The sequence below is a fragment of the Pseudomonas sp. HP_14 genome, from assembly GCF_055283875.1.
The window spans coordinates 61625-84231 of sequence record NZ_JBTOQI010000014.1; the positions used below are offsets into that span (position 1 = coordinate 61625).

19 protein-coding genes are annotated in these 22607 nt (G+C 58.3%); 13 read left to right on the plus strand and 6 right to left on the minus strand.

The genetic code is table 11. The features are described from left to right. Positions 1-37 precede the first annotated feature (37 nt). The gene (locus ACYASS_RS12495; RefSeq protein WP_463586349.1) at positions 38-1003 is read left to right on the plus strand and encodes a LysR family transcriptional regulator; all 966 of its coding nucleotides are present in this window, start codon (positions 38-40) and stop codon (positions 1001-1003) included. Between the two features lie 9 nt (positions 1004-1012). Here ACYASS_RS12495 and kdgR read toward each other — a convergent pair whose 3' ends face one another. After that, complete coding sequence (gene kdgR, locus ACYASS_RS12500) at positions 1013-1792, minus strand: DNA-binding transcriptional regulator KdgR (protein WP_463586350.1); 780 nt, start codon at positions 1790-1792, stop codon at positions 1013-1015. A gap of 151 nt (positions 1793-1943) precedes the next feature. On the opposite strand from kdgR, the gene kdgK reads away from it, so the two are divergent. The 6 genes from kdgK (at position 1944) to uxuA (ending at position 9282) form a co-directional block, all read left to right on the plus strand. Then, complete coding sequence (kdgK, locus tag ACYASS_RS12505) at positions 1944-2951, plus strand: 2-dehydro-3-deoxygluconokinase (protein ID WP_463586351.1); 1008 nt, start codon at positions 1944-1946, stop codon at positions 2949-2951. After that, a complete protein-coding gene (manD, locus tag ACYASS_RS12510) occupies positions 2951-4162 on the plus strand; it encodes a D-mannonate dehydratase ManD (RefSeq protein ID WP_463586352.1) in 1212 nt (403 codons plus the stop codon). The genes kdgK and manD overlap by 1 nt, the downstream gene beginning before the upstream one ends. A gap of 60 nt (positions 4163-4222) precedes the next feature. Then, positions 4223-5254, plus strand: a complete 1032-nt coding sequence (locus tag ACYASS_RS12515; protein WP_463586353.1) for a Zn-dependent oxidoreductase — start codon at positions 4223-4225, stop codon at positions 5252-5254. Positions 5255-5321: 67 nt separating this feature from the next. Beyond that, entirely contained in the window at positions 5322-6620 is a 1299-nt protein-coding gene (locus ACYASS_RS12520) for an MFS transporter (protein ID WP_243247489.1), read from the plus strand. An 11-nt stretch (positions 6621-6631) separates the two neighbouring features. Next, positions 6632-8089, plus strand: a complete 1458-nt coding sequence (locus ACYASS_RS12525) for a mannitol dehydrogenase family protein (RefSeq protein WP_463586354.1) — start codon at positions 6632-6634, stop codon at positions 8087-8089. A gap of 17 nt (positions 8090-8106) precedes the next feature. Continuing rightward, positions 8107-9282: a mannonate dehydratase gene (gene uxuA, locus ACYASS_RS12530; RefSeq protein WP_463586355.1), complete on the plus strand. Its 1176-nt coding sequence runs from the start codon at positions 8107-8109 to the stop codon at positions 9280-9282. A gap of 294 nt (positions 9283-9576) precedes the next feature. Here the strand turns inward: uxuA and ACYASS_RS12535 are convergent, their stop codons facing one another. The 3 genes from ACYASS_RS12535 to ACYASS_RS12545 form a co-directional block, all read right to left on the minus strand. Beyond that, positions 9577-10290 carry a FadR/GntR family transcriptional regulator gene (locus tag ACYASS_RS12535; RefSeq protein WP_463586356.1) on the minus strand — a complete coding sequence of 238 codons (714 nt, stop codon included), beginning with the start codon at positions 10288-10290 and terminating at the stop codon, positions 9577-9579. Positions 10291-10388: 98 nt separating this feature from the next. Next, the gene (locus ACYASS_RS12540; protein ID WP_463586357.1) at positions 10389-11912 is read right to left on the minus strand and encodes a UxaA family hydrolase; all 1524 of its coding nucleotides are present in this window, start codon (positions 11910-11912) and stop codon (positions 10389-10391) included. A gap of 23 nt (positions 11913-11935) precedes the next feature. Next, positions 11936-12946, minus strand: a complete 1011-nt coding sequence (locus ACYASS_RS12545) for a zinc-binding alcohol dehydrogenase family protein (protein ID WP_463586358.1) — start codon at positions 12944-12946, stop codon at positions 11936-11938. Positions 12947-13266: 320 nt separating this feature from the next. Between ACYASS_RS12545 and ACYASS_RS12550 the strand changes: the two genes are divergently transcribed. Further along, entirely contained in the window at positions 13267-14388 is a 1122-nt protein-coding gene (locus tag ACYASS_RS12550; protein WP_463586359.1) for a sugar diacid recognition domain-containing protein, read from the plus strand. A 92-nt stretch (positions 14389-14480) separates the two neighbouring features. Beyond that, entirely contained in the window at positions 14481-15623 is a 1143-nt protein-coding gene (locus tag ACYASS_RS12555) for a glycerate kinase (protein ID WP_463586360.1), read from the plus strand. Here the strand turns inward: ACYASS_RS12555 and ACYASS_RS12560 are convergent. After that, entirely contained in the window at positions 15620-16528 is a 909-nt protein-coding gene (locus ACYASS_RS12560) for a LysR family transcriptional regulator (protein ID WP_463586361.1), read from the minus strand. The genes ACYASS_RS12555 and ACYASS_RS12560 overlap by 4 nt on opposite strands. A 137-nt stretch (positions 16529-16665) precedes the next feature. Here ACYASS_RS12560 and ACYASS_RS12565 point away from each other — a divergent pair, with 137 nt between their 5' ends. Both ACYASS_RS12565 and ACYASS_RS12570 read left to right on the plus strand, forming a co-directional pair. After that, entirely contained in the window at positions 16666-17721 is a 1056-nt protein-coding gene (locus ACYASS_RS12565) for a tartrate dehydrogenase (protein ID WP_463586362.1), read from the plus strand. A gap of 93 nt (positions 17722-17814) precedes the next feature. Next, positions 17815-19170: a dicarboxylate/amino acid:cation symporter gene (locus ACYASS_RS12570; protein WP_463586363.1), complete on the plus strand. Its 1356-nt coding sequence runs from the start codon at positions 17815-17817 to the stop codon at positions 19168-19170. Positions 19171-19415: 245 nt separating this feature from the next. Here the strand turns inward: ACYASS_RS12570 and ACYASS_RS12575 are convergent, their stop codons facing one another. Continuing rightward, positions 19416-19793 (minus strand): carboxymuconolactone decarboxylase family protein, encoded by a 378-nt coding sequence (locus ACYASS_RS12575; protein ID WP_463586364.1) that lies wholly within the window; start codon positions 19791-19793, stop codon positions 19416-19418. Positions 19794-19880: 87 nt separating this feature from the next. On the opposite strand from ACYASS_RS12575, the gene ACYASS_RS12580 reads away from it, so the two are divergent. Continuing rightward, the gene (locus tag ACYASS_RS12580; RefSeq protein WP_463586365.1) at positions 19881-20786 is read left to right on the plus strand and encodes a LysR family transcriptional regulator; all 906 of its coding nucleotides are present in this window, start codon (positions 19881-19883) and stop codon (positions 20784-20786) included. Between the two features lie 176 nt (positions 20787-20962). Continuing rightward, positions 20963-22303 carry an MFS transporter gene (locus tag ACYASS_RS12585; RefSeq protein ID WP_122664441.1) on the plus strand — a complete coding sequence of 447 codons (1341 nt, stop codon included), beginning with the start codon at positions 20963-20965 and terminating at the stop codon, positions 22301-22303. Positions 22304-22607 lie beyond the last annotated feature (304 nt).

The window sequence follows — 22607 nt, forward strand, 5'->3', positions numbered from 1 at the left end:
TATTTCATGTATTAGTCAGGCTACTAATGGTGTGGGAATGAGCGATATCGAATCGGGCGGGGCTCAAGGCAAATGGCAAGGTCGGCGATTCCTGAATGATCGCCTCGACTGGAATCTGCTGCGTACCTATCTGGCGATTGGAGAAGAACGCAGTATCAGCCGCGCGGCGGCCAGGCTTTTCGTCACGCAATCAGCGGTCAGCCAGTCACTCAAACGCCTTGAAGAACAGCTCGATTGCGCGTTGATCGTTCGCAAAGGGCCGCGCTTCGACCTGACTCACGCGGGAGAGGAAGTGTTTGGTATTGCTCAAGAGATGTACGGCAACGTTTCACGCCTGGGCACGGCCGTTGAAGACGCCGAGGAGGAGGTTGTCGGTAAAGTACGCGTGCTCTCCATCAGCCATGTGCAGTCCCCGCTCTATGATGACTTTCTTGCTGACTTTCATTTGCTGCATCCGCGCGTTGAACTTGAACTGGAGGTCATGCGCAGCTCGGATATTCAGAGCTCTCTGAACCAGAAAACAGCCAGTCTGGGCATTGGCTTGTGTCGCTTCCCTCAGGCGAAACTGGAGCGCGTGCTGTTGATGCGCCAGCGCTATGCGTTTTTCTGCGGTAAGCGACATCGGTTGTTCGGCAAACGCGGGTTGGCGCTCGATGCACTGCAGGGTGAGAAGTTTGTCAGCTTCACCAGCGACCAGCTCGGCGGCAATCTTTCGCCTTTGACCGTGTTCCGTGATCAGCAGGGCTTCACCGGGAAAATCGTCGCCTCATCGCCCAGTTTCGAAGAGATCCGCCGTTTGATCATCGCCGGTTACGGTATTGGTTGTTTGCCAGAACACTTGGTGGACAACGATTTACACAACGGTCTGATCTGGCGTTTGCCACCAGCGGAGGGTGTGGTGGATGTCGACATGTTCCTGATGTGGAACCGCGATCAACGCATGAACCGCGCCGAGACGGTTTTTCTTGAGTCGTTTCGGCGAGTCATCGAAGAGGCGGTTTAATCCCGATTATTAGGCGTGCCAGCCCAATTGCCTGGAAATACGCTGGGTGGCTGCCACGAGCTGCTTGACGTAATCCTGCTTGAGTTCTTCGCGAAAGCGGAAGCAGGGGAATGACACGCTCATCCCGCCGATCACATGGCCAAAACGGTCGCGAATCGGCGCCGCCAGGCAGCGCATATTGTCCTCGAACTCCTCATGGTCTTCGGCGTAGCCCTGTTCGCGAACCACTTGAAGCTCCTGCAAATAAGCGTCGACCGTCGTCAAGGTATTGGCCGTGCGGCGTTCGAAACTTTCCTCCTGTAAGTGCGCGAGCAACTCAGGCTGCTCCAGCCAGGCCATCAACACTTTGCCGATCCCGGTGCAATACAGCGGTGCGCGTCGACCGATGCGCGAGTACATGCGCAGGTTGTATTTGGAGTCGATCTTGTGCACGTAAACGATGCTGCCTTCGTCAAGAATCCCCAAATGCACGGTCTCACCGGTCAGCTCGTTGATACGGCGCATACCCGGTTCAGCCTCGCGGACGATGTCCAGATGGGGCAGGGCTTGTGCGCCCAGTTCAAATAGCCGAACGCTGAGCCGGTAGCGGTCTTCGGCATCCTGAACCACATAGCCGCGGGCCTTGAGCGACTGCAAAAATCGGTAAACCGTGCTTTTGGACATGTCCAGTTTCTGCGCGATTTCCGATACGCCGCTTTCCTCGGGATGTTCTGCCAATGCCTCTAGTACCGCCATGGTCCGGCCTACTGCGGAGACCAGTTCATTGTTCTGGAGAGTGCTGTTGTCCATGAAGGCTCCAACGGGAACGGAAAACCCAAGGATATACGCTTGCGGATCAAAACGCTGTTTCATTTTGCTTGACGAGCTGGAGAATCTGATCAAAACTCCGTCGCAAGCTGCAAATGAAACGCCGTTTTAAAAATAATAAAGGCGCGTAATGATGAATGTGATTCCAAGACAACGGCCGCAATCCGTTTCACACGAACCCGTCAAGGTCGCCCTTGTGGGTGAGTGCATGATCGAGATGCGCGCCGAATCAGCCTCGGACTTCAGTCAGACCTTTGGCGGTGACACGCTCAATACCGCTGTCTACCTGGCCCGGCTGAATCCAGTCTCACGCATTGCGGTGGAGTACGTGACCGCCATCGGTGCAGACAGCTTCAGCGACGCTATGCGCCAGTTGTGGTGTGACGAGAGAGTTGGCAACCAGCATGTGCGGGTGATCAAGGATGCATTGCCAGGCCTGTACGTTATTCAGACTGATCCCCGTGGCGAACGGCGCTTTGTCTATTGGCGCGCTCAGGCTGCAGCGCGGCGCATGTTCGACGGGCCTGAAGCAGATGAAATGCTGCAGGCTCTGGCCAATTACGATGTGCTTTACCTCAGCGGGATCAGCCTGGCGATCCTCACGCCTCAAGGCCGCGAGCGCCTGCTGCAGGCTGTAGCTCAAGCCCGCGAATCCGGTACCCGGATTGTCTTCGATAACAACTTCCGTCCTCACCTGTGGCCCGACGCTGACGCAGCGCGCAAGGCCTATAGCGACATTCTGCGCCTGACCGATCTGGCCCTGATTACCTGGGAAGACGACGAAGCCCTGTTTGGATACACCGATGTCGAGGCCTTGTTCCGGGCCTACGCCAGCTTTGGCGTGGGCGAAGTCGTCCTCAAACGCGGCGCGGCGTCTTGCCTGATCGACTGCGCCGGTGACCGCTTTGAGGTCCCGGCCGAAGCAGTACACAACATCGTCGACACCACAGCGGCGGGTGATTCCTTCAGCGCCGGTTATCTCTCGTGTCGCCTACAAGGTGGCGAGCCGGAGCTGGCTGCCCAGTGCGGACATCGACTGGCCGCTCAAGTCGTCCAGCACCGTGGGGCATTGATCCCCAGCGCCGCGATGCCTTGCCTGGACAAGCCCTCGTTTTCCTTTGCCGCAGAGGCCCGTAACTGATGAAAATTATTGAAGCCCGCGTGATCGTGACCTGCCCGGGTCGTAACCTGATCACCCTTAAAATCGTCACGGACGCCGGCATTTACGGCATCGGCGACGCCACCTTAAACGGCCGTGAACTGGCAGTGGTCGCGTACCTTGAAGAGCACGTGCTGCCCGCGCTGATCGGGCGCGACGCCCATCGCATCGAAGACATCTGGCAATACTTGTACCGCGGGGCTTACTGGCGCCGTGGCCCGGTGACCATGACCGCGATTGCTGCAGTGGACATCGCGTTGTGGGACATAAAAGCCAAGGCGGCCAACATGCCGTTGTATCAATTGCTGGGCGGCAAAAGCCGCGAGCGGGTGATGGTCTACGGGCATGCTACGGGTAAAGACATCGAAGGCTGCCTCGACGAAGTCGCCCGCCATGTCGAACTGGGTTACAAGGCGGTGCGCGTACAATGCGGGATTCCCGGCATCGCCACCACCTACGGCGTGGCCAAGCGCAGCGGCGAGCGGTATGAACCGGCCGACAGCGATCTGCCTGCCGAGCACATGTGGGACACCGCCAAATACCTCAACTACGTGCCCAAGCTGTTTGCGGCCGTTCGCGAGCGCTTTGGTGATGACCTGCACATCCTTCATGACGTCCATCATCGCCTCACGCCTATCGAAGCAGGCCGGCTGGGCAAATCCGTCGAGCCCTTCAACCTGTTCTGGCTTGAGGACTGCACCCCGGCTGAAAATCAGGAGGCGTTTCGCCTGATCCGCCAGCACACCACCACGCCGTTGGCGGTGGGTGAAGTGTTCAACTCGATTCATGACTGCCGCGAGCTGATTCAGGAGCAGTTGATCGACTACATCCGTGCCACCCTGGTGCATGCAGGTGGCATTACCCATGTGCGACGGATTGCCGATTTTGCGGCGCTGTTTCAGGTGCGCACCGGCTTTCACGGTGCCACCGACCTGTCGCCTGTGTGCATGGGCGCCGCGCTGCATTTCGATACCTGGGTGCCCAACTTCGGTATTCAGGAACACATGCCCCACGACGAACGTATTGACGAAGTCTTCCCTCACGCTTATCGCTTTGAAGACGGCCATTTCACCCCTGGCGAAACCCCGGGCCATGGCGTCGACATCGATGAGAACCTCGCTGCGAAATACCCCTACAAACGCGCCAGCCTGCCGGTCAACCGCCTGGAAGACGGCACGCTCTGGCATTGGTAAGACAATCGAATCATCACAACAAAAACATCAGGCGGCGGCCGCCCTGACAGGAGTTACCCGATGAAAGCCTTTCAAGTAAGAGCACCTTTTGAGTTCGGCCTGGCCCACGTCGAGGTGCCGCAAGTCGCACCCGGCGAAGTCAAGGTGGACGTCGCCTACGCCGGTATCTGCGGCTCGGACATGCACATCATTCACGGTCAGAACGCTTTCGTGCGTTTCCCTCGAGTCACCGGCCACGAGTTCTCCGGCGTGGTACGCGAAGTGGGCGAGGGCGTTGAACACCTCAAGGCGGGCGACCGCGTGTGCATCGACCCGGTCATCAGTTGCGGTACGTGCTACCCGTGCAGAATCAATCGCCCCAACGTCTGCACAAAACTGCAAGTGATTGGTGTGCACCGTGACGGTGGTTTCAGCGAGCAGGTCTGCGTCCCGGCCAGTAACGCCCATCGGCTGCCTGACTCAATGTCCCTGAGCCACGCGGCGCTGGTGGAACCTTACTCGATTGCGCTCAATGTGCTGGATCGCATGCACGTTCATCCGGGCGACAGTCTGTTGATCTACGGCGCAGGCGTGATTGGCCTGACCCTGGTGCAGATGGCCCGGGCGCTGGGGTTGACCGACATTACTGTCACCGATGTCATTGATGCGCGTCTGGAAACCGCCAAAGCCCTGGGCGCCAGTCGCACCCTCAATGGTCAGGAGGTCGACGTTGAAGCCACGATGCGCAAGTTGACTCACGGGGAAGGTGTGCCGCTGATTGTCGACGCCGCGTGCATTCCGTCCTTGATGCCGCAAATGGTCCGGCTGGCCTCACCAGCCGGACGTATCGGCTTGCTGGGCTTCAATGCAACGCCGAGTGATCTGGTGCAACTGGAAATGATCAAGAAGGAGCTGACGCTGGTGGGCTCGCGCCTGAACAACCGCAAGTTCCCCAGGGTGATCGAACTGATTGCCAGCGGCAAATTGCAGGTGCAGGAACTGGTCAGCCATCAAGTGTCTTTCGACGAGATGCCAGCGGCCATCGACCTGATCGAAAACCATCCTGAACAGACCCGCAAGGTGCTTGTGCAGTTGAGTGAAGCGCGTCACTAGTCCGATGTAGATACGAGTGCCCCTTTGGGCACCCTCACCGAATAAACATAAAAAGCGGGAGGTTCCAATGTTTGGTCAAGGTCGTACATTAATTATCATCATGCTGTTCCTGGCAGGCGTCATTAACTACCTGGATCGCTCGGCATTGTCCGTGGCAGCCCCTTTCATCCAGAAGGACTACGGTCTGACGACGGGTGAAATGGGCATGATCTTCAGTAGTTTTTTCGTCGGCTACGCGGCGTTCAACTTTATTGGTGGCTGGGCGGCTGACCGCTACGGCGCGAAAACCACACTGCTGTTGGCGATGGTGCTGTGGTCTCTGTTCAGCGGCCTCACTGTGCTGACCGTAGGCTTTGCTTCTCTGGTGCTGATCCGCATTCTGTTCGGCATGGGTGAAGGACCACTGAGCGTTACCACGAGCAAGATGGTCAACAACTGGTACACGCCAAAACAGCGGGCTCGGGCGCTGGGTTCGTCGATGTCCGGCACGCCGCTGGGCGGTGCGATCTCCGGGCCTGTCGTGGGCTTTATCGCCATCAGCTACGGCTGGAAGGTCTCATTCATTATCATCATGATCGTGGGCCTGATCTGGGCTGCGGTCTGGTACAAGTTCGTCAAGGACAAACCTGAAGGCAAGGTTGCCGAGGAAATCCAGCGCGCCGAAGGCACGAGCGAAGTGGCTTCGTTGCCGGTGCATCCGCTGCGTTATTACCTTAAACAACCCACTGTGTTGTTCACTTCACTGGCGTTCTTTTCCTATAACTACACGCTGTTCTTCTTCCTGACCTGGTTCCCAAGCTACCTGACCATGGCTCACGGCTTGAACGTCAAGGACATGAGCATTGCCACCGTCATTCCGTGGCTGCTGGGTTTCCTGGGGCTGGCGCTGGGCGGTTTCATCTCTGACTTCGTGTTCAAGAAGACCGGGCGGATGATGTTCTCGCGCAAAGTCGTACTGGTGACCTGCCTATTGGCGTGTGCAGCCTGCATTGCGGTAGCGGGGATCGTCAAAACGCTTTATCCGGCGGTCATTCTCGTCGCACTGGCGGTGTTCTTCCTGTACCTGACCGGCGCCATCTACTGGGCGATCATCCAGGACACCGTGCCTGCTGCCCGGGTTGGTGGCGTCAGCGGCTTCATGCATTTCCTGGCGAACACCTCGGGCATCATTGGTCCGACCCTGACCGGTTTTCTGGTGCAATTCACCGGTTCGTTTACCAGTGCATTCCTGCTGGCAGGGCTGTTGACCGTCATCGGCGCGGTCTGTGTGGCGCGCTACGTCAAACCGCTAAGCGCTGCAGACACGGGTGAAGCGGCTGTGCAGGCACCGCAACATGATTCGGCCTTGAGCCATCCCAGAACATAAGGAGTGTGTCGATGCCTATTGTGAACCGCGTGCCCGCTACCGGCACTGCGTCAGAACCAGAAGCGGTCATTGGAATTGTGCATCTGGGCCTGGGGGCGTTTCATCGCGCCCATCAGGCGGTCTACCTGCAACGTCACCTCAATCGTCATGGCCAGAGCGACTGGGGAGTGTGCAGCGCCAACCTGCGCTCCAATCGTGCAGTGGTTGATCTTTTGCGTGAACAGGACTTTCGTTACCACGTTGCCGAGTACAGCGACCGCGAACAGGTGACGCTGCGTGAAATTGCTGTCCTGCGCGAAGCGTTATATGCGGGTGAGGGCGGTGATGACCTGGAGTTGCTGTTGCAGCGCATGGCCGCGCCGCAAACGCGGATTGTCACGCTCACCATCACTGAAAAAGGTTATTGCCTGAGCCCATCCACAGGGCTACTACGCCTTGAGGACCCGACGATTGCCCATGACATTGCTCATCCGCAAACGCCACGTTCGGCACCGGGCATAGTCCTCGAAGCCTTGCGCCGCCGTCGTGCTGCCGGGATTCCGGCGTTCACGGTGCTGTGTTGCGACAACATGCCTGATAACGGCCAGCGTACCCGGCAGGCGGTCCGCGGACTGGCGGCAGAGCAGGACCAGGAGCTGGCGCAGTGGATCGATCAGCACGTAGCGTTTCCCAGCTGTATGGTCGATCGGATTGTCCCGGCCATGACCGCCGAGTCTTTCAGTCGGCTGGAGCAGCAACTGGACTGCCATGACCCGGCAGCAATTGTGTGTGAAAGCTTTAGCCAGTGGGTCATCGAGGACAACTTTCCGCTGGGTCGCCCGGACTGGGAAGTGGAAGGCGTGCAGATGGTCGAGGACGTGCAACCCTTCGAAACGATGAAGCTGCGCATGCTCAACGGCAGCCATTCGCTGTTGGCTTACGTGGGCGTGCTGGCAGGTCATGAAACGGTATTCGAGGCGGTCAGCGACCCGCGCCTGGCGGGACTTATCGAGCACTATATGACCCAAGAAGCGGCGCCCACCCTGAACATGCCAGCGGGTATCGACCTTGCACTCTATGCCCGCGATCTTAAAGCGCGCTTTGCCAATGACAGCCTTCAACATCGGCTGCGACAGATCGCCATGGACGGTTCGCAGAAACTGCCGCAACGCTGGTTGCTGGGTGCACAGCAACTGCTCGACGACGGTCGCGACATTTCCAGCTCCGCGCTGGGCATTGCCGCCTGGATTCGTTATTGCACACAACCGACGGGGCAAGTGATTGATGACCCGTTGAGCGCCACCTTTGCTGATCTGGCGGGGCGATACGAAGGCGCATCACTGGTGGACGCGTTTCTGGCACTGGATGAAGTCTTCCCGACCGTGCTGTCGAAGCGCGCGGCCTTTCGCGACGCCGTGCATCAAGCTTATGCCTCGCTGACAGGCGACGGCTTAAACACCGTGTTGCAACGCTTTGCTGCTCATCACTAACAAGAAAGGAGAAGCACATGGAACAGACATGGCGCTGGTTCGGCCCCAAAGACCCGATTTCTCTGGCAGACGTCCGGCAAACTGGCGCGACCGGCATCGTCACTGCGCTGCACGAAGTTCCTAATGGCGAGGTGTGGCCAGTAGAAGCCATCGCCGCGCGTAAACAGATGATTGAAGCGGCTGGCCTGACCTGGTCGGTTGTGGAGAGCATCCCGGTACACGAAGACATCAAGCGCGGCTGCGGCCGACGGGACGAGTACATCGCCAACTACCAGCAGAGCGTGCGTAACCTGGCCAGCTGCGGCATCGATATCGTCTGCTACAACTTCATGCCGGTGCTGGACTGGACGCGTACTGACCTGGCGTGGGAACTGGCGGATGGAGGCTGGGCGCTGCGTTTTGATCAGACTGCATTTGCCGCGTTCGATCTGTTCATCCTCAAGCGCCCAGGGGCGCAAGCCGAGTACAGCGACGAAGATGTTCGGCAAGCCAAGGCCTATTTCGACGGGCTGAGCGACAGCCAGACCCAGGCGCTGGTCAATACGCTGATCGCAGGCCTGCCAGGCGCTGAAGAACATTACACGCTGGAAGATTTCCGCGCCTTGCTGCGCACTTACGCGGATATCGACGAAACCAGATTGCGTGAGCATCTGGGCTACTTCCTGCGTGCATTGATTCCCGTAGCAGAAGAAGTCGGCGTGCGCATGGCTATCCATCCGGACGATCCGCCCCGTGCGCTGCTCGGTCTGCCGCGTATCCTCTCTACTGCGGCCGATGCTCAGTGGTTACTGGACGCCGCGCCTAGCCAGGCCAATGGATTGACGTTCTGCACCGGGTCCTATGGCGTGCGCGAAGATAACGATCTTGTGGCGATGGCGAAGCACTTTGCGCCGTACATCTACTTCACGCACCTGCGCTCAACCCGCCGCGAAGCCGACCCGCGCAGCTTCCACGAAGCCCACCACCTGGACGGTGACGTGGACATGGTCGGCGTCATCCGTGAACTGGTCACCGAGGAGCGCAGACGCGAACGTGAAGGCGGCCCGCGATTGCCACTGCGTCCGGATCACGGTCACCAATTACTGGACGATCAGCACCGCAAGAGCAACCCTGGCTACTCGCTGATTGGTCGACTCAAAGGGCTGGCAGAGATTCGCGGGGTGGAGTTGGCAGTGCGGCAGCAGTTGGGCTGAAAGACCGTAGCGCCTGATCGTCCGGATGCGGCCCAGACCAAGCCCGGCTCCCACATGAGACCCCGATCTCATGTGGGAGCCGGGCTTGCCCGCGATTTAGGCGCCTCATATATCAAGTCAACCCAAGGCTTGGCGGAAATCCACCGTATGGAATTGATTGTGCGGCATCAATTGGATTGAAAGACCTCAGCGCCTATATCGCGGGCAAGCACCGCTCTCACAGGGGGAATTCGATCTTATGTGGGAGCCGGGCTTGGTCTGGGCCGCATCCGGACGATACAGGCGCCACCATCACTAACGCCCCGCATCCTCAGGCTCCAGCGCTTGCAGCCAACGGCCTTCCGAATGGCTCAAATGCTGGCGCATTGATGTCTGGGCGCCGAGGACGTCCTTGGTGGCAACCGCGCGCAGAATCGCCTCATGCTCGATGACCGCGGCCTCCCAGGTCGAAGCATTCTCTGAATGCTTGCTGAGGTGGGCTGAAATCGGATTATGTCGCTCATCAAACAGCGCCGTAATGATCCGCACCAGGGCCGAGTTGCCGCTCATTTTAGCCAGCCGCTGATGAAACTTACGGTCATGCTCAAGGGGCGGCAGGCCGTTGGCAATGCTTTCACGCATCGCGTCGATGCAGTCCTGCAAATAACGGTAATCGCTTTTCTTGCCATGTAAACAGGCCAGAATCACACTCTCGCCTTCGATCAGCGCACGGGCCTGCATCAGCTCCGATGGGCTCTCGCCCAAAGTGACAGCCTTACCGCCAACGTCCTTGGGGTTGGCGCGCACATAAACGCCGGAGCCCATCTTGATTTCAACGGTGCCTTCGATTTCCAGCGCAATCAGCGCTTCGCGTAGTGAGGGTCTGGACACACCCAGCAGACGTGTCAGATCCCGTTCGGGAGGCAGCCTTGAGCCGGTTTTAAAATCCGCCTGCGCGATGTAATTGCGCAGTTGATCGGCAATTTTCTGGTACGGCTTTCGGTCAGCGGCGTTGATCGGTGAAACCATGGCATCGGCGTCCATCGGAAAGTTGGCGAAGGCTACCATAGCGACCGATTACGGCGCTGCTGCTGAAGCGGTCCATGCAATAGAGGTTCAGGGCGTCATCACATCACCGCGCCGATCTGCCACGGCAAGAACTCGTTATCCCCCAAACCATTTTCTTCACTGCAGGTTTGCCGTCCGGAAGCGGTATCGAGCATCAACTGGAACAAGCGCCGGCCGGACTCTGCCACTGATTCCAGGCCATCGACAATCCCACCGGCATTGAAATCCATGTCCAGTTCCATGCGCTGGAACAGACCGGTATTGGTAGCGATCTTCAGCGACGGGGTAGGTTTGCAGCCATAGGTCGAACCCCGGCCGGTAGTAAAACAGATCAGGTTCGCGCCGCCCGCGACCTGGCCGGTAGCAGACACCGGGTCGTAGCCGGGCGTGTCCATGAACACCAGCCCGCGAGCCTTAATGGTTTCCGCGTATTGGTAAACCCCCATCAAGCCGGTAGCGCCTGCCTTGGCCACAGCGCCCAGGGATTTTTCCAGAATGGTCGTGATGCCACCGGCCTTGTTGCCAGGCGAGGGGTTGTTGTTCATGTCGCCGTCGTTGTGCTGCACGTAGGCTTCCCACCAGCGAATCCGCTCCATCAATTTAGCTGCGATGTCGGGGGCGGCGGCGCGGGCTGTCAGCAGGTGTTCAGCGCCATAAATCTCCGGGGTTTCCGAAAGAATCGCGGTGCCGCCTTGTTTGGCCAGCAGATCCACCGCTGCGCCCAGTGCCGGGTTGGCGGTGATCCCCGAGTAGCCGTCCGAACCACCGCATTGCAAACCAACGCACAGATGACTGGCGGGGACGGTTGTGCGCTTGAAGCTGTTAATGACCGGCAACATCGCTTCTATGTGGGCGATGCCGCGTTGCACGGTTTCGCGCGTGCCGCCCGCGTCCTGAATGATCAGACTGGCCTTGAGCAGTGCGGATCGATCATCCAGCTCATTCAGTAGCGGCGTGAGCTGGTTAACCTCACAACCGAGTCCAATCAACAGCACGCCGGCGAAGTTGGCGTGATTCGCGTAGCCGCTTAGCGTCCGTTTAAGAATGTCGATGCCTTCGCCTTTGGCGCCCATGCCGCAGCCGCTGCCATGGGTGATGGCAACCACGCCGTCGACATTGGGGAAGTCTTTCAGGCGTTCGGCAGAGAACGCCTGGGCGATGTGTTTGCAGGCAGTCGCGGAGCAATTGACGCTGGAAATAATCCCGATGTAATTGCGGGTACCGACGCGTCCATCGTCGCGCAGGTAACCTTCGAATGTGACCTGCTCATGGCTCAATGCTGTGGGCACGTAAGCGTTTTGCACGCTGTGTTCGGTCGTGGCGGTCGGCATCGCGAGGTTATGCACGTGCACATAGTCGCCGGGCTCGATGCGCTGGGTCGCCTGGCCGATAGTCTGGCCATATTTGAGTACCTGCTGCCCGACAGCCACGCTGCGCAGCGCAATCTTGTGGCCAGACGGAATCGACTGCCGAGAGATAAGCTGGATGCCGTCAGCGCTCAACGGCTGGCCTTCGGCGATGTCGCCCCGGGCCACAGCGACATCATCTCCGGGTGTCAAAACAAGCAAGGAGGGCTGGTTCATGGTGCGTCCTCTTCAACGGCTTTTCAGCACTCGATGATTGCTTTGACGACGCCCTGTTTCGGGTCGAGCAAGGTGGTGAACGACTCGGCCACATTCTTGAGTGTCAGCCGGTGGGTGTTCAACGCTGCGTCTGGAATCAAGCCGTTGCGCAAGCATTCTTCCACGTAGTGAAAGTCTTCTTTGGTGGCGTTACGGCTGCCCATTAACGTGGCTTCACGCTTGTGAAACTCAGGGTCGGAAAAGGTAATGGAATCCCTGACCACCGAAATCATCACGTAAGTGCCGCCGTGCGCGATGAACTCGAAGCCGCGTTCCATGGCCCGGGCATTGCCGGTGGCATCGAATACCACGTCGAAGAAATCACCCTCTGTGAGGTCAGACAGGGCCTGCTTGTCGCCTTCGCCGATTTTTACGGCCGCATGGATATTCAAATGCTGCGAACAGAACGCCAGTCGATCATCCCGGGTGTCCAGCACCGTGACCTGCGCCCCGCGCAGGTTGGCGAAGATCGCCGCTGCCATGCCAATCGGGCCGGTACCGACCACCAGCACGCGCTTGTCGGCCTGCACATTTGAGCGCCGCACCGCGTGTGCGCCGATCGACAGGAATTCGATCATGGCGGCCTGATCGAGGGACACCCCCATTGCTTTGTGCACGAACGCCTGCGGGATACTCAGGTATTCGGTGAAGGCTCCATCGCAGTGAACCCCCAGCACCTGGATACGGGTGCAGCAGTTGGTTTTTCCCTGACGGCAGGCGATGCAGGTCCCGCAGGAAAGGTAAGGCATGACGTAAACCACATCGCCAACAGCCAGCCCGCTGGTGCCGTCAGCGTCTTCGACAACCCCGGAGAATTCATGGCCCATCACGCGCGGGTAATCGAGGTAAGGCTGGTTACCGGTGTAGATATGCAGGTCAGTGCCGCAGACGCCAACGCGTTTGACACGGATCAGGACCTCTCCGGGTTGCCGGACCGGTTTGTCACGTTCAATGGCGGTCAACGATCCAGGTTCGTTACAGATGACAGTCAGCATGCTGATGCTCCTTGGTAATAGGGAAGGACACCGAACGTGCTGCGGGTGGGGAATCTATTCATCAGTGGGATCTCTTTTTGTTGTAGTCGGACAAGTGCCCGCTCGGATGATCACGGCTGAAAACTACACGCCACACATTACATTGGCAAGACCAATATAAAGACAAGCTGGATTGGACTGACCAATCGTATTTTTCCAGACAAGTGAATGCGGCATCGGACGCGCTTGTAAAACCGATGATGTGACCTTCATGATGATCAGCGGGCGTTGATCCGGCCCGAGCACTTTCAAGCACACTCGCAGGGCAAAAGGACAACAAGATGTTTGAACTGGACTACGCGCTGGCACAGGAGATAGTCGACCGGGCGATGGCCATCCTGCCGTGCAATGTCAACGTCATGGACAGCCAGGGATTGATCCTGGGCAGCGGTGAAGTCGGGCGTATCAATATCCGCCACGAGGGTGCGCAGCAGGTTTTGGCCACTCAGCAAACCGTGTCCATCGACATTCATCACGTGTCAGGCCTGAAAGGCGTTCAACCGGGTATCAACGTACCGCTCATGCATGACGGGCGATTGATTGGCGTACTGGGGCTGACGGGGGATCCGCAAGCGCTGGGCACCTACGCGCAGTTGTTGCGCATGACCGCTGAAATGCTCGTCGCTCAGCGCCATCGGGAGGATGAGCGCCAGTGGCGCAAACTGCGTATTGATGAACTCCTGTCACTGCTGCTGAGCGAAACTGGCGAACCGGCCCGGCTGCTGGATGAGGCGCAACGAATGGGCCTCAAACCTCAGCTTGCACGCACACCGATATGGATTGAACTGGCCTCGGATCACGCGATTGCAGCAGTGTGTGAATGGTTGCAAGGACGAACCGCGGACAGTTGGTGCCTGAGTTACTCTTCTAGAACACTGCTCTGGTGCCATCCCTCGACCGCGGTTATCGACCCGGAAAAGCTCCAGCAGAAAATGCAGACCCAGGGTTGGCTCGCAGACCGCCTGGCAATCGGAGTGCCTGCGCAGGACATCGTGCAACTGCGCAAAGTCTGCACCCGGGTGAAGACGCTCGCCGCTTATGGCCTGGCGGTGATGACACACGAAAAAGTTTTGCACCTGACCCGCTATCGCTTGCCGGTGATGTTGTGGGCGCATCGGGAAGAGGGCGCGACGGACGAACTACTGGCGATTATCGAGAAGGTCCGTGCCAGCGACAGCAATGGCCAGTTGATGCAGACCCTGCGCAGTTGGTGTGAACATAGCGGACAGGTTCAACAGTGCGCAGCAGCGCTGGGCTTGCACCGCAACAGCCTGCGCTATCGGATGGACCGTATCGCGGAAATCACCGGTCTTGACCTGAGCAGGCTCGATGACGTGATGACGTTGTACCTCGGTGTGCAGTTGCTTCCGGGAATTTCACTGGCTTGTGCGGGCGACCAATAAAACAATTAATTTATTGTTCTGAAGACCGAAGCGTATTAGATGCATAGGCTGTCAGCCTGAAGACACAACAAATAGATCGCCGGAGAGCGTCGATGAAGATTGTCATAGCACCTGATTCGTTTAAAGACAGCCTGAGCGCAGCCGGTGTTGCTCAAGCGATTGCGCTAGGTCTGGCGGAAGTCTTTCCCCAGGCCGAACTTGTTCAATGCCCCATGGCCGATGGCGGCGAGGGCACCGTGGATGCAGTCCTGGCGGTACTCGACGGCGAACGCCGTCAGGCTGTCGTCACCGGACCACTCGGCACTGAAGTTACGGCCTACTGGGGCTGGTTACCCGAGTCGCGTACCGCAATCATTGAAATGGCCGAGGCCAGTGGCTTGCAACTGGTGGCGGTGGCGCAACGGAATGCGTGTATCACCTCTACTGTGGGTACCGGCCAGCTGATCGTTGAAGCCCTTGATGCTGGCGCTGAGAAAATCGTCTTGACCATCGGCGGCAGCGCAACCAATGACGGCGGTGCGGGCATGCTCACTGCGCTGGGTGTGCGTTTTTATGACGCGCAAGAAAATGAAGTGCAGCCCGGTGGTTTGGCGCTGGCCGGTCTGGCGCGCATCGAGCTGAAAGGCCTGGACCCGCGTTTGCAGTCCGTCAGTTTCGAAATTGCCGCTGATGTCGATAACCCGCTGTGCGGGCCCCATGGTGCGTCATTCACCTTTGGCCGACAAAAAGGCGCGAGCCCTGAGCAAATACAATCACTGGACCACGCACTGGCCCACTATGCGGACTGCTGCGCCGCCGTGCTTGAGCACGATGTGCGGGACGAACCCGGCGCGGGAGCTGCGGGAGGCATGGGCTTTGCCGCAAAAGCGTTTCTGAAGGCGGGTTTTCGACCGGGTGTTGAAGTGGTTGCCGAGTTGGTCGGCCTGGCAGAGAAAGTCCAGGGCGCAGACTTTGTGGTCAGTGGGGAGGGCAGTTGCGACTTCCAGACCCTGAGGGGCAAAACCCCTATGGGGGTCGCCCGGATCGCACAAAAGCATGACGTTCCGGTGCTGATTCTCGCCGGCACCCTGGGTGAAGGTTATGAAGCGCTTTATCAGCACGGCATTACCGCCGCGTTTTCGGTGGTTTCAGGTCCCATGAGTCTGACTGATGCCTGTCAGGACGCCCCGCGCTTGTTGCAGCAGAGCGCCAGGGATGTCGCCCGCGTCTGGCAACTGGGGCACACGAGACCCTAGTTATCCTCGACGTTATCAATGTGCTTGAAACGCTCGATCAGAAAGTCGATCAGGCTGCGCACCCGCGCGGACAAATGCAGTTGTTGCGGATACACCGCATACACGTCAGCGCGGGTTGGCGTCTGGTCCTCAAGCACCAGCCGCAGACGGCCACTACGCACATAACGGGCTATGTCCCATTCGGCCCTGAGCAGTATGCCGAAGCCCTCCAGCGCCCAGTTCAGGGCGACTTCGCCGTCATTACAACCCAGTGCGCCATGCACCTTCACGTTGTCCGTGCGCCCGCCATTGGTAAAGCTCCACACCCCGTGAGGTGACTCGTTCTGGCGAATGAAAATGCAATTATGGTTCTGCAGTTCACTGAGCTTCTGCGGTGTGCCGTATTTCTCGAGGTACAGGGGCGAGGCACACAGCAAGCGCCGGTTGGAGGCAATCTTTCGTGCATGAAAGGCGGCGTCCGGCAGGGTTCCGAAACGAATGCCCAAATCGAAACCGTGTGCTGCCAGATCCAGAGGATGGTCACTGATTTCCAGCTGGATTTCGACTTCGGGGTACAGGGCAAAGAACGCGGCGAGGGCGGGGCCAACATGCCGACGGCCGAAGCCCAGGGATGCGTTGACGCGGATCAAGCCTTTAGGCGTCGCACGGCTGCTGCTCATCAACTGCTCAAGATCGTCGATCTGGGTCAGGATGCGCGCCGCATGAGAGAAATACAGTTCGCCCTCCGAGGTCAGGCTCATTGATCGCGTCGTACGGTTGACCAGGCGGATGCCTAGCCGCGCTTCCAGTGCGGTCAATCGCTTACTCACTGCTGGCGGGGTAACGCCCAGCTCACGCGCTGTCGCAGCAAGGCTGCCCTTGTTGGCCAACAAGTGGAAAAAAGACAAATCCAGGGTCTGGCTCATTCGTAACTCAAAGTTATTTATGTAGTGATTTGGAGTAACTCATGCCTCTTGATTCACTACATATACTCCGGTCACACCCCGTTTGGACAGTCTGGTTCGACGGGAATAACAAGAACGTGACGAGAGTGGAGTTGACGATGAGCGCATACAAAATTGCTGCAGTTCCAGGTGACGGCATCGGTGTGGAAGTCATCGCGGCAGGCGTTGAAGTGCTGCAGGCCCTGTCTGAAAAATCCGGCTTCGAACTGGCTTTCAAACACTTCGACTGGAATTCCGACAACTACCTGAAAAACGGTTACTACATTCCCGAGGGCGGCCTGGAAGAGCTGAAAACCTTCGATGCGATTTTCTTCGGTGCGGTCGGCGCACTCAACGTGCCAGACCATATTTCCCTTTGGGGCCTGCGTCTGCCCATCTGTCAGGGCTTTGATCAGTACGCCAACGTACGTCCGGCGCGAGTGCTGCCGGGGGTTAAAAGCCCGCTGCATAACGGCGAGCAGATCGACTGGGTGGTGGTGCGGGAAAACTCGGAGGGTGAATACTCCGGTAACGGTGGCCGTGTTCACCGTGGTTTGCCTGAAGAAGTCGCCACTGAAGTGTCGGTATTTACCCGTGCAGGGGTAGAGCGCATTCATCGCTTTGCGTTCGAGCTGGCGCAAAGTCGACCGCGCAAACACCTGACCATGGTCACCAAGTCCAACGCCCAGCGACATGGCATGGTGCTCTGGGACGAGATTTTCTATGAAGTTGCCAAGGACTTCCCGGACGTCAAAATCGATAAAGAACTGGTCGACGCAGTGACCACGCGAATGGTGCTGAAACCGTCGACGCTGGACGTCATCGTCGCCACCAATCTGCATGCCGACATTCTCTCGGACCTTGCCGCTGCCTTGTCCGGTAGCCTGGGCATTGCACCGACTGCGAACCTCAACCCATCACGGAAATTCCCTTCAATGTTCGAGCCGATTCACGGCTCGGCATTCGACATCACGGGCAAAGGCGTGGCGAATCCGATCGCGACGTTCTGGACCGCCGCAATGATGCTTGAACATCTGGGTGAGCCCGCAGCCGCCAAGCAATTGATGTCGGCCATCGAAGCGGTAACCGAAAGTGCCTTGCACACTCCAGACCTCGGCGGCACCGCCACTACCCGGCAGATCACCGATGCGGTGATCGCGCTGATCAAGCGCTGATTCAAAGTAGTACTGCGGCACAACGCCAAGGGGCAGTTCACTGGAGCTGACCCCTCGGCATTTCCTGACAACAATAAAAATCAGGGCCCTGTCATGAAAAGAATATTTGGCAAGCTGTACGTGCAAGTGCTCATAGCCGTCATCCTCGGCGCGCTGGTGGGCGTGCTGGTTCCGGAAACCGGTACCGCGCTCAAACCGTTGGGTGATGCGTTCATCAAACTGATCAAAATGCTCCTGGCTCCGGTGATCTTCCTCACGGTAGTGACGGGCATCGCCAAGATGGAAAACATGAAAGAGCTGGGCCGCGTCGGTTTTCGCGCCCTTATTTATTTTGAAGTGGTGTCGACCCTGGCGCTGGTGGTTGGTCTGGTGGTCGTGGATGTGTTCAAGCCAGGCGCCGGCATGAACATCGACGTCGCCACGCTGGATGCCTCCAGTCTGGCCAACTACACCACAGCGGCGAAACACACGACGTTCATGGATTTCTTCATGAACATCATTCCAGACACCATCGTCGATGCCTTCGCCAAAGGCAATGTGCTGCAAATCCTGCTGTTTTCAATACTGCTGGGTGTCGCGCTGGCTCACGTCGGGCCGCGTGGCAAACCCTTTGTCGACATGCTCGACAGCCTGATGCAGGGCATGTTTCGCATCGTCAACATGGTCATGCGTCTGGCGCCTGTCGGTGCGTTTGGTGCCATCGCCTTTACCATTGGTAAATACGGCTTTGGCTCGCTGTTTTCGCTGGGCAAATTAATGGCCTGCGTTTACCTGACCTGCATCGTGTTCGTGATCTTCGTGCTGGGGCCTATCTGCCGCTACAGCGGGTTTAGCCTGTGGAAGTTTCTCAAGTTCATCAAGGAGGAGCTGTTTACCGTGCTGGGCACCAGTTCGTCTGAGTCGGTGCTGCCGCAGATGATCTCGAAGATGGAAAAAGCCGGTGTGTCGAAACCCGTGGCCGGCATGATTATCCCGTCCAGCCTGACCTTCAACCCTGATGGACAGGCGATCTATTACACCATCGCGGCGATCTTTATTGCTCAGGCGACCAACACGCCGTTGACGCTGACCGACCAGTTGATTGTCCTGGCCGTATTGATGTTTACGTCCAAAGGATCTGCGGGCGTTACCGGTTCTGGCTTTATCATTTTGGCGGCGACGCTGTCTTCGCTGGGCACGATTCCGGTGGCGGGGATGGTCTTGTTGCTGGGTGTTGATCGGTTCATGTCCGAGGCACGGGCGATCACCAACACCATTGGCAACGGCGTCGGCACCATGGCCATCGCCAAATGGGTAGGCGCGCTGGACACGGTGAAGATGAACAAAGCGCTTAATGGTGAACCCGAGGACACGAAGCCTGTTAGACAGCCTGAGAATGTGGCGGCTTATCCCAATACGGAGAGCAGTCCATTGGTGGATGGCCTCGAAAGGGCGAGGCGCCTGTCCTAGGTTTTGTGTAATTCCAGAAGCGTATGGCTTCTATCGAACAACATGCACTCCCTTGAACCGGGGTGCATGTTCCAGGCGATCAACCCGCGCCGTCGCGACGCGAACATTTGTCCTGTAGGAGCGCACGAGCAACGCGAGGCCGCGATGGCGACCTGTCTCATACACCGCCATCGCTGGCCTCGTAACCTCGGTGAGCGCCTACAGGTCAGTGGTTTCCCGGGCCACAGCACGCAGGTATGGACGTATCATTCAGCTATCTGCGAAAACACTTCTTTGGCCGCAAACAGCCCGTTAAGCGCGGCGGGGAAACCTGCATACACAGCCATCTGGATGATGATTTCGACAATCTCCTGCTCGGAGCAGCCAACATTACGTGCACCGTGGATGTGTACCTTGAGCTGTGGCGCTGCATTGCCCAATGCCGTGAGCGCCGCGACAACGGCAAGCTCTCGGGTCTTGAGGTCCAGACCTGGCCTTGAGTAAATATCGCCAAACGGAAACTCGATAAGCAGTCGTGCGAAATCCGGAGCAATATCCTTCAGGCTCTCAATGACATTTTCACCCGCCTGACCATCGATCTCTTTAAGCTTCGCCAAGCCTCTGACATAACGTTGGTTTTCCATGGGTCTCTCCTGAGATGAACTGTGACTGGCACCTTAGGCGGGGCCTTGGCTTTTGATCCAATACTCTTTCGGTGATACCTTTTCGGTATGAATGAAGCCATCGATCTGCGGCAGTTCCGGTACTTCCTTGCCCTCAGCGAGGAACTCAACTTTGGGCGTGCCGCGACGCGCCTGAATATTTCCCAGCCACCGCTAAGTCGACAAATCCGCCAGCTGGAAACCCTGCTCGGCGTCGATTTGTTCGTGCGGACCACAACCGGCGTCACCCTGACCCAGGCGGGCCTGGCGTTCGTGCCAGAGGCCAAACGAACACTGGCACAGGCCGCGAAAGCGGTGGCGATTGCTCAAGCGACGATTGAGGATGAGTGCGATCAATTGCGGGTGGGATACACCACGGTGTTTGATCGCAGCGTCATTCCCGATGTGTCCGGGCCGCTATACGTGCGCTATCCGGGCGTGCGAATGACCATGGCGGGCAAGCACTCGATCAGCCTCGTGCGGGACATCAGCAATGGCGTAATAGATGTGGCTTTCATCGGCTTGCACACCGAGACCAAAGGCCTGAATGTCGAGACACTGCTGGAAGAGCCAGTGGTGGTTGCACTGCCCGCCAGCCACCCCCTTGCCCGCAAGCGCAGGCTGGACTTTTCAGACCTGGCTGACGAGGCGATATTCCGCTTCGAGCGGCGACTGAACCCCGGGTTTTATGATCATTGTCAGGCGGTTTTTGAGCGACACAACTTCAAGCCGCGCACGATTCCTGAACCCGACGACCATCACATCCTGCTCGGCCTGATTGCCGAGGGGCAGGGCATCGCGTTCGTTTCCGCCTCACTCCAGAATGTCACACGGCGCGGTGTGGTCTTTCGCCCCCTCAAGAATCAGGCGAGCGAGCTGTCCAGCGGGATCGCCGTAGTGTGGAACGCCCGCAAGTCGTCGGCAGTTCTGGATTATTTCCTCGAACTTGTGCGGATCAACGCGAAGCCGAAATGAGTCTGATCAGGCGCGGAATCTGCCCATTTGCGCCAGGGTGGATCATCGTTGGCACTTGATTGGTGCGCAGGTCGTTTTGCACAAGAAAAACTGATCGTTGCGGTGTAAAAAACCCGTTTGTCACACCTTGGCGTGTCGACGGATCATTTCTTCATTCTTGATCAATGGAGAACATGATGAGTACGACGCAAACTACACAGGCGCTGTCCGACTCGGCACCTGTTGCATCTTCAGCGCCTGTTGCCTCGGGCAAGAAAATGAGCCGCCTGGCGGCTGCCAGTACGATCGGCACGACGCTGGAGTGGTATGACTTCACGGTCTACAACCTGATGGCGGCGCTGGTCTTCAATGCGATCTTCTTTCCCTCTTTCGATCCGCTCACCGGCACCATTCTCGCGTTTTCAACCTATGCCGTCGGTTACATCTCACGACCTCTCGGTGGCATTGTCTTTGGTCATCTGGGCGATAAGCTCGGCCGTCGTTTTGTGCTGGTCACCACGCTGGTATTGATGGGCGTGGCCACAGGCCTGATGGGCTTGTTGCCCACTTACGCCGCGTGGGGGATCTGGAGTCCGATTCTGCTGGTGGCATTGCGCTTCGTGCAGGGCGCGGCGATTGGCGGCGAATGGGCGGGCGCGGTTTTGCTCTCCATGGAGCATGGTGCGCAGCATCAGCGTGGTCGTAATGCGTCCTTTACGCAGGTAGGCCCTTCGTGCGGTACGTTGCTGGGCACCGGCTTCATTGCGTTGGTTTCCTGGGGGCTGAGCCCCGAAGACTTCCAGTCGTGGGGCTGGCGCATTCCGTTCCTGTCCAGTGTCGCACTGGTGATCTTTGGCCTCTGGCTGCGTCGCGGGGTGGAAGAAACCCCGGTTTTCAAGGAGATCGAAGCACACAACGCAACGGCAAAAACGCCGATCAAGGAAGTCTTCAGTAACCACTGGCGTCGACTCCTGCTGGCAGGCGGTGCACGTGTCGGGTCGGATGTTCTTTACGCACTGGTTGTAGTGTTCACGCTGACCTACGTGACGACGGTTTTGCATTTGCCGCGACCTCTGGCGCTCACCGCAACGATGATTGGCGCGGGGCTGAACGCGATTTGTGTGCCGCTGTTCGGCATTCTCTCCGACAAGATCGGCCGCCGTCCCGTTTACATCGGCGGCGCGCTGTGTGCGATGGTCTGGGCTTTTGTATTCTTCAAACTGATGAACACAGCCGAGCCTCTGTCGATTTGCATCGCAGTCGTCGTGGGCCTGGTCATTCACGCCGCGATGTACGGCCCGCAAGCCGCGTTCGTAACCGAACAGTTTCCGACCCGGGTGCGCTACGCCGGTTCGTCGCTGGCCTACACTCTGGCGGGCATCATCGGCGGTGGCTTCGCTCCGCTGATCATCGCCAGCCTGTACAAGTCTTACAACTCGACACTGGCTGTTTCGTTGTATGTGTGTGCAGCGCTGAGCATTACGTTGATTGCGCTGATCTGCGCCAGAGAGACAGCGGGTAAGCCGTTGGAGAAATAGCCTGTAAGGTGCAGGCATAGAGAAAGCCCCCAAGCCTGTGGCCGGGGGCTTTTTTGTGGGCGGCGTGCGATAGATATAAACCCTCGGAGTCACGAGTCTCTTGACCTCGATAGGCTAGATATCCCACTTGCTGCACGAGGCGGGCATCACATCAATGATGGACCTGCAGTGTTTTTCTATCGGTAGGAGCGGGGGGGGGGGGGGGGGGGGGGGGGGGGGGGGTCGGGTGGTTGCTACTGGGTGAGGCGCAACGGGCGGGCGGGCCGCCCGCCGGGCCGAGCAAAGGGAAACAGGAGGACGAGGG

Bases quoted from the DNA above. Each gene is read 5' to 3' on its own strand.
- ACYASS_RS12580 (WP_463586365.1), top strand. From the start codon at position 19,881: ATGAATGAAGCCATCGATCTGCGGCAGTTCCGGTACTTCCTTGCCCTC.
- ACYASS_RS12550 (WP_463586359.1), top strand. From the start codon at position 13,267: ATGTTTGAACTGGACTACGCGCTGGCACAGGAGATAGTCGACCGGGCG.
- ACYASS_RS12540 (WP_463586357.1), bottom strand. From the start codon at position 11,912: ATGAACCAGCCCTCCTTGCTTGTTTTGACACCCGGAGATGATGTCGCT.
- ACYASS_RS12570 (WP_463586363.1), top strand. From the start codon at position 17,815: ATGAAAAGAATATTTGGCAAGCTGTACGTGCAAGTGCTCATAGCCGTC.
- ACYASS_RS12520 (WP_243247489.1), top strand. From the start codon at position 5,322: ATGTTTGGTCAAGGTCGTACATTAATTATCATCATGCTGTTCCTGGCA.
- ACYASS_RS12585 (WP_122664441.1), top strand. From the start codon at position 20,963: ATGAGTACGACGCAAACTACACAGGCGCTGTCCGACTCGGCACCTGTT.
- manD (WP_463586352.1), top strand. From the start codon at position 2,951: ATGAAAATTATTGAAGCCCGCGTGATCGTGACCTGCCCGGGTCGTAAC.
- ACYASS_RS12525 (WP_463586354.1), top strand. From the start codon at position 6,632: ATGCCTATTGTGAACCGCGTGCCCGCTACCGGCACTGCGTCAGAACCA.
- ACYASS_RS12515 (WP_463586353.1), top strand. From the start codon at position 4,223: ATGAAAGCCTTTCAAGTAAGAGCACCTTTTGAGTTCGGCCTGGCCCAC.
- uxuA (WP_463586355.1), top strand. From the start codon at position 8,107: ATGGAACAGACATGGCGCTGGTTCGGCCCCAAAGACCCGATTTCTCTG.
- kdgK (WP_463586351.1), top strand. From the start codon at position 1,944: ATGAATGTGATTCCAAGACAACGGCCGCAATCCGTTTCACACGAACCC.
- ACYASS_RS12545 (WP_463586358.1), bottom strand. From the start codon at position 12,946: ATGCTGACTGTCATCTGTAACGAACCTGGATCGTTGACCGCCATTGAA.
- ACYASS_RS12555 (WP_463586360.1), top strand. From the start codon at position 14,481: ATGAAGATTGTCATAGCACCTGATTCGTTTAAAGACAGCCTGAGCGCA.
- kdgR (WP_463586350.1), bottom strand. From the start codon at position 1,792: ATGGACAACAGCACTCTCCAGAACAATGAACTGGTCTCCGCAGTAGGC.
- ACYASS_RS12575 (WP_463586364.1), bottom strand. From the start codon at position 19,793: ATGGAAAACCAACGTTATGTCAGAGGCTTGGCGAAGCTTAAAGAGATC.
- ACYASS_RS12565 (WP_463586362.1), top strand. From the start codon at position 16,666: ATGAGCGCATACAAAATTGCTGCAGTTCCAGGTGACGGCATCGGTGTG.
- ACYASS_RS12495 (WP_463586349.1), top strand. From the start codon at position 38: ATGAGCGATATCGAATCGGGCGGGGCTCAAGGCAAATGGCAAGGTCGG.
- ACYASS_RS12535 (WP_463586356.1), bottom strand. From the start codon at position 10,290: ATGGTTTCACCGATCAACGCCGCTGACCGAAAGCCGTACCAGAAAATT.
- ACYASS_RS12560 (WP_463586361.1), bottom strand. From the start codon at position 16,528: ATGAGCCAGACCCTGGATTTGTCTTTTTTCCACTTGTTGGCCAACAAG.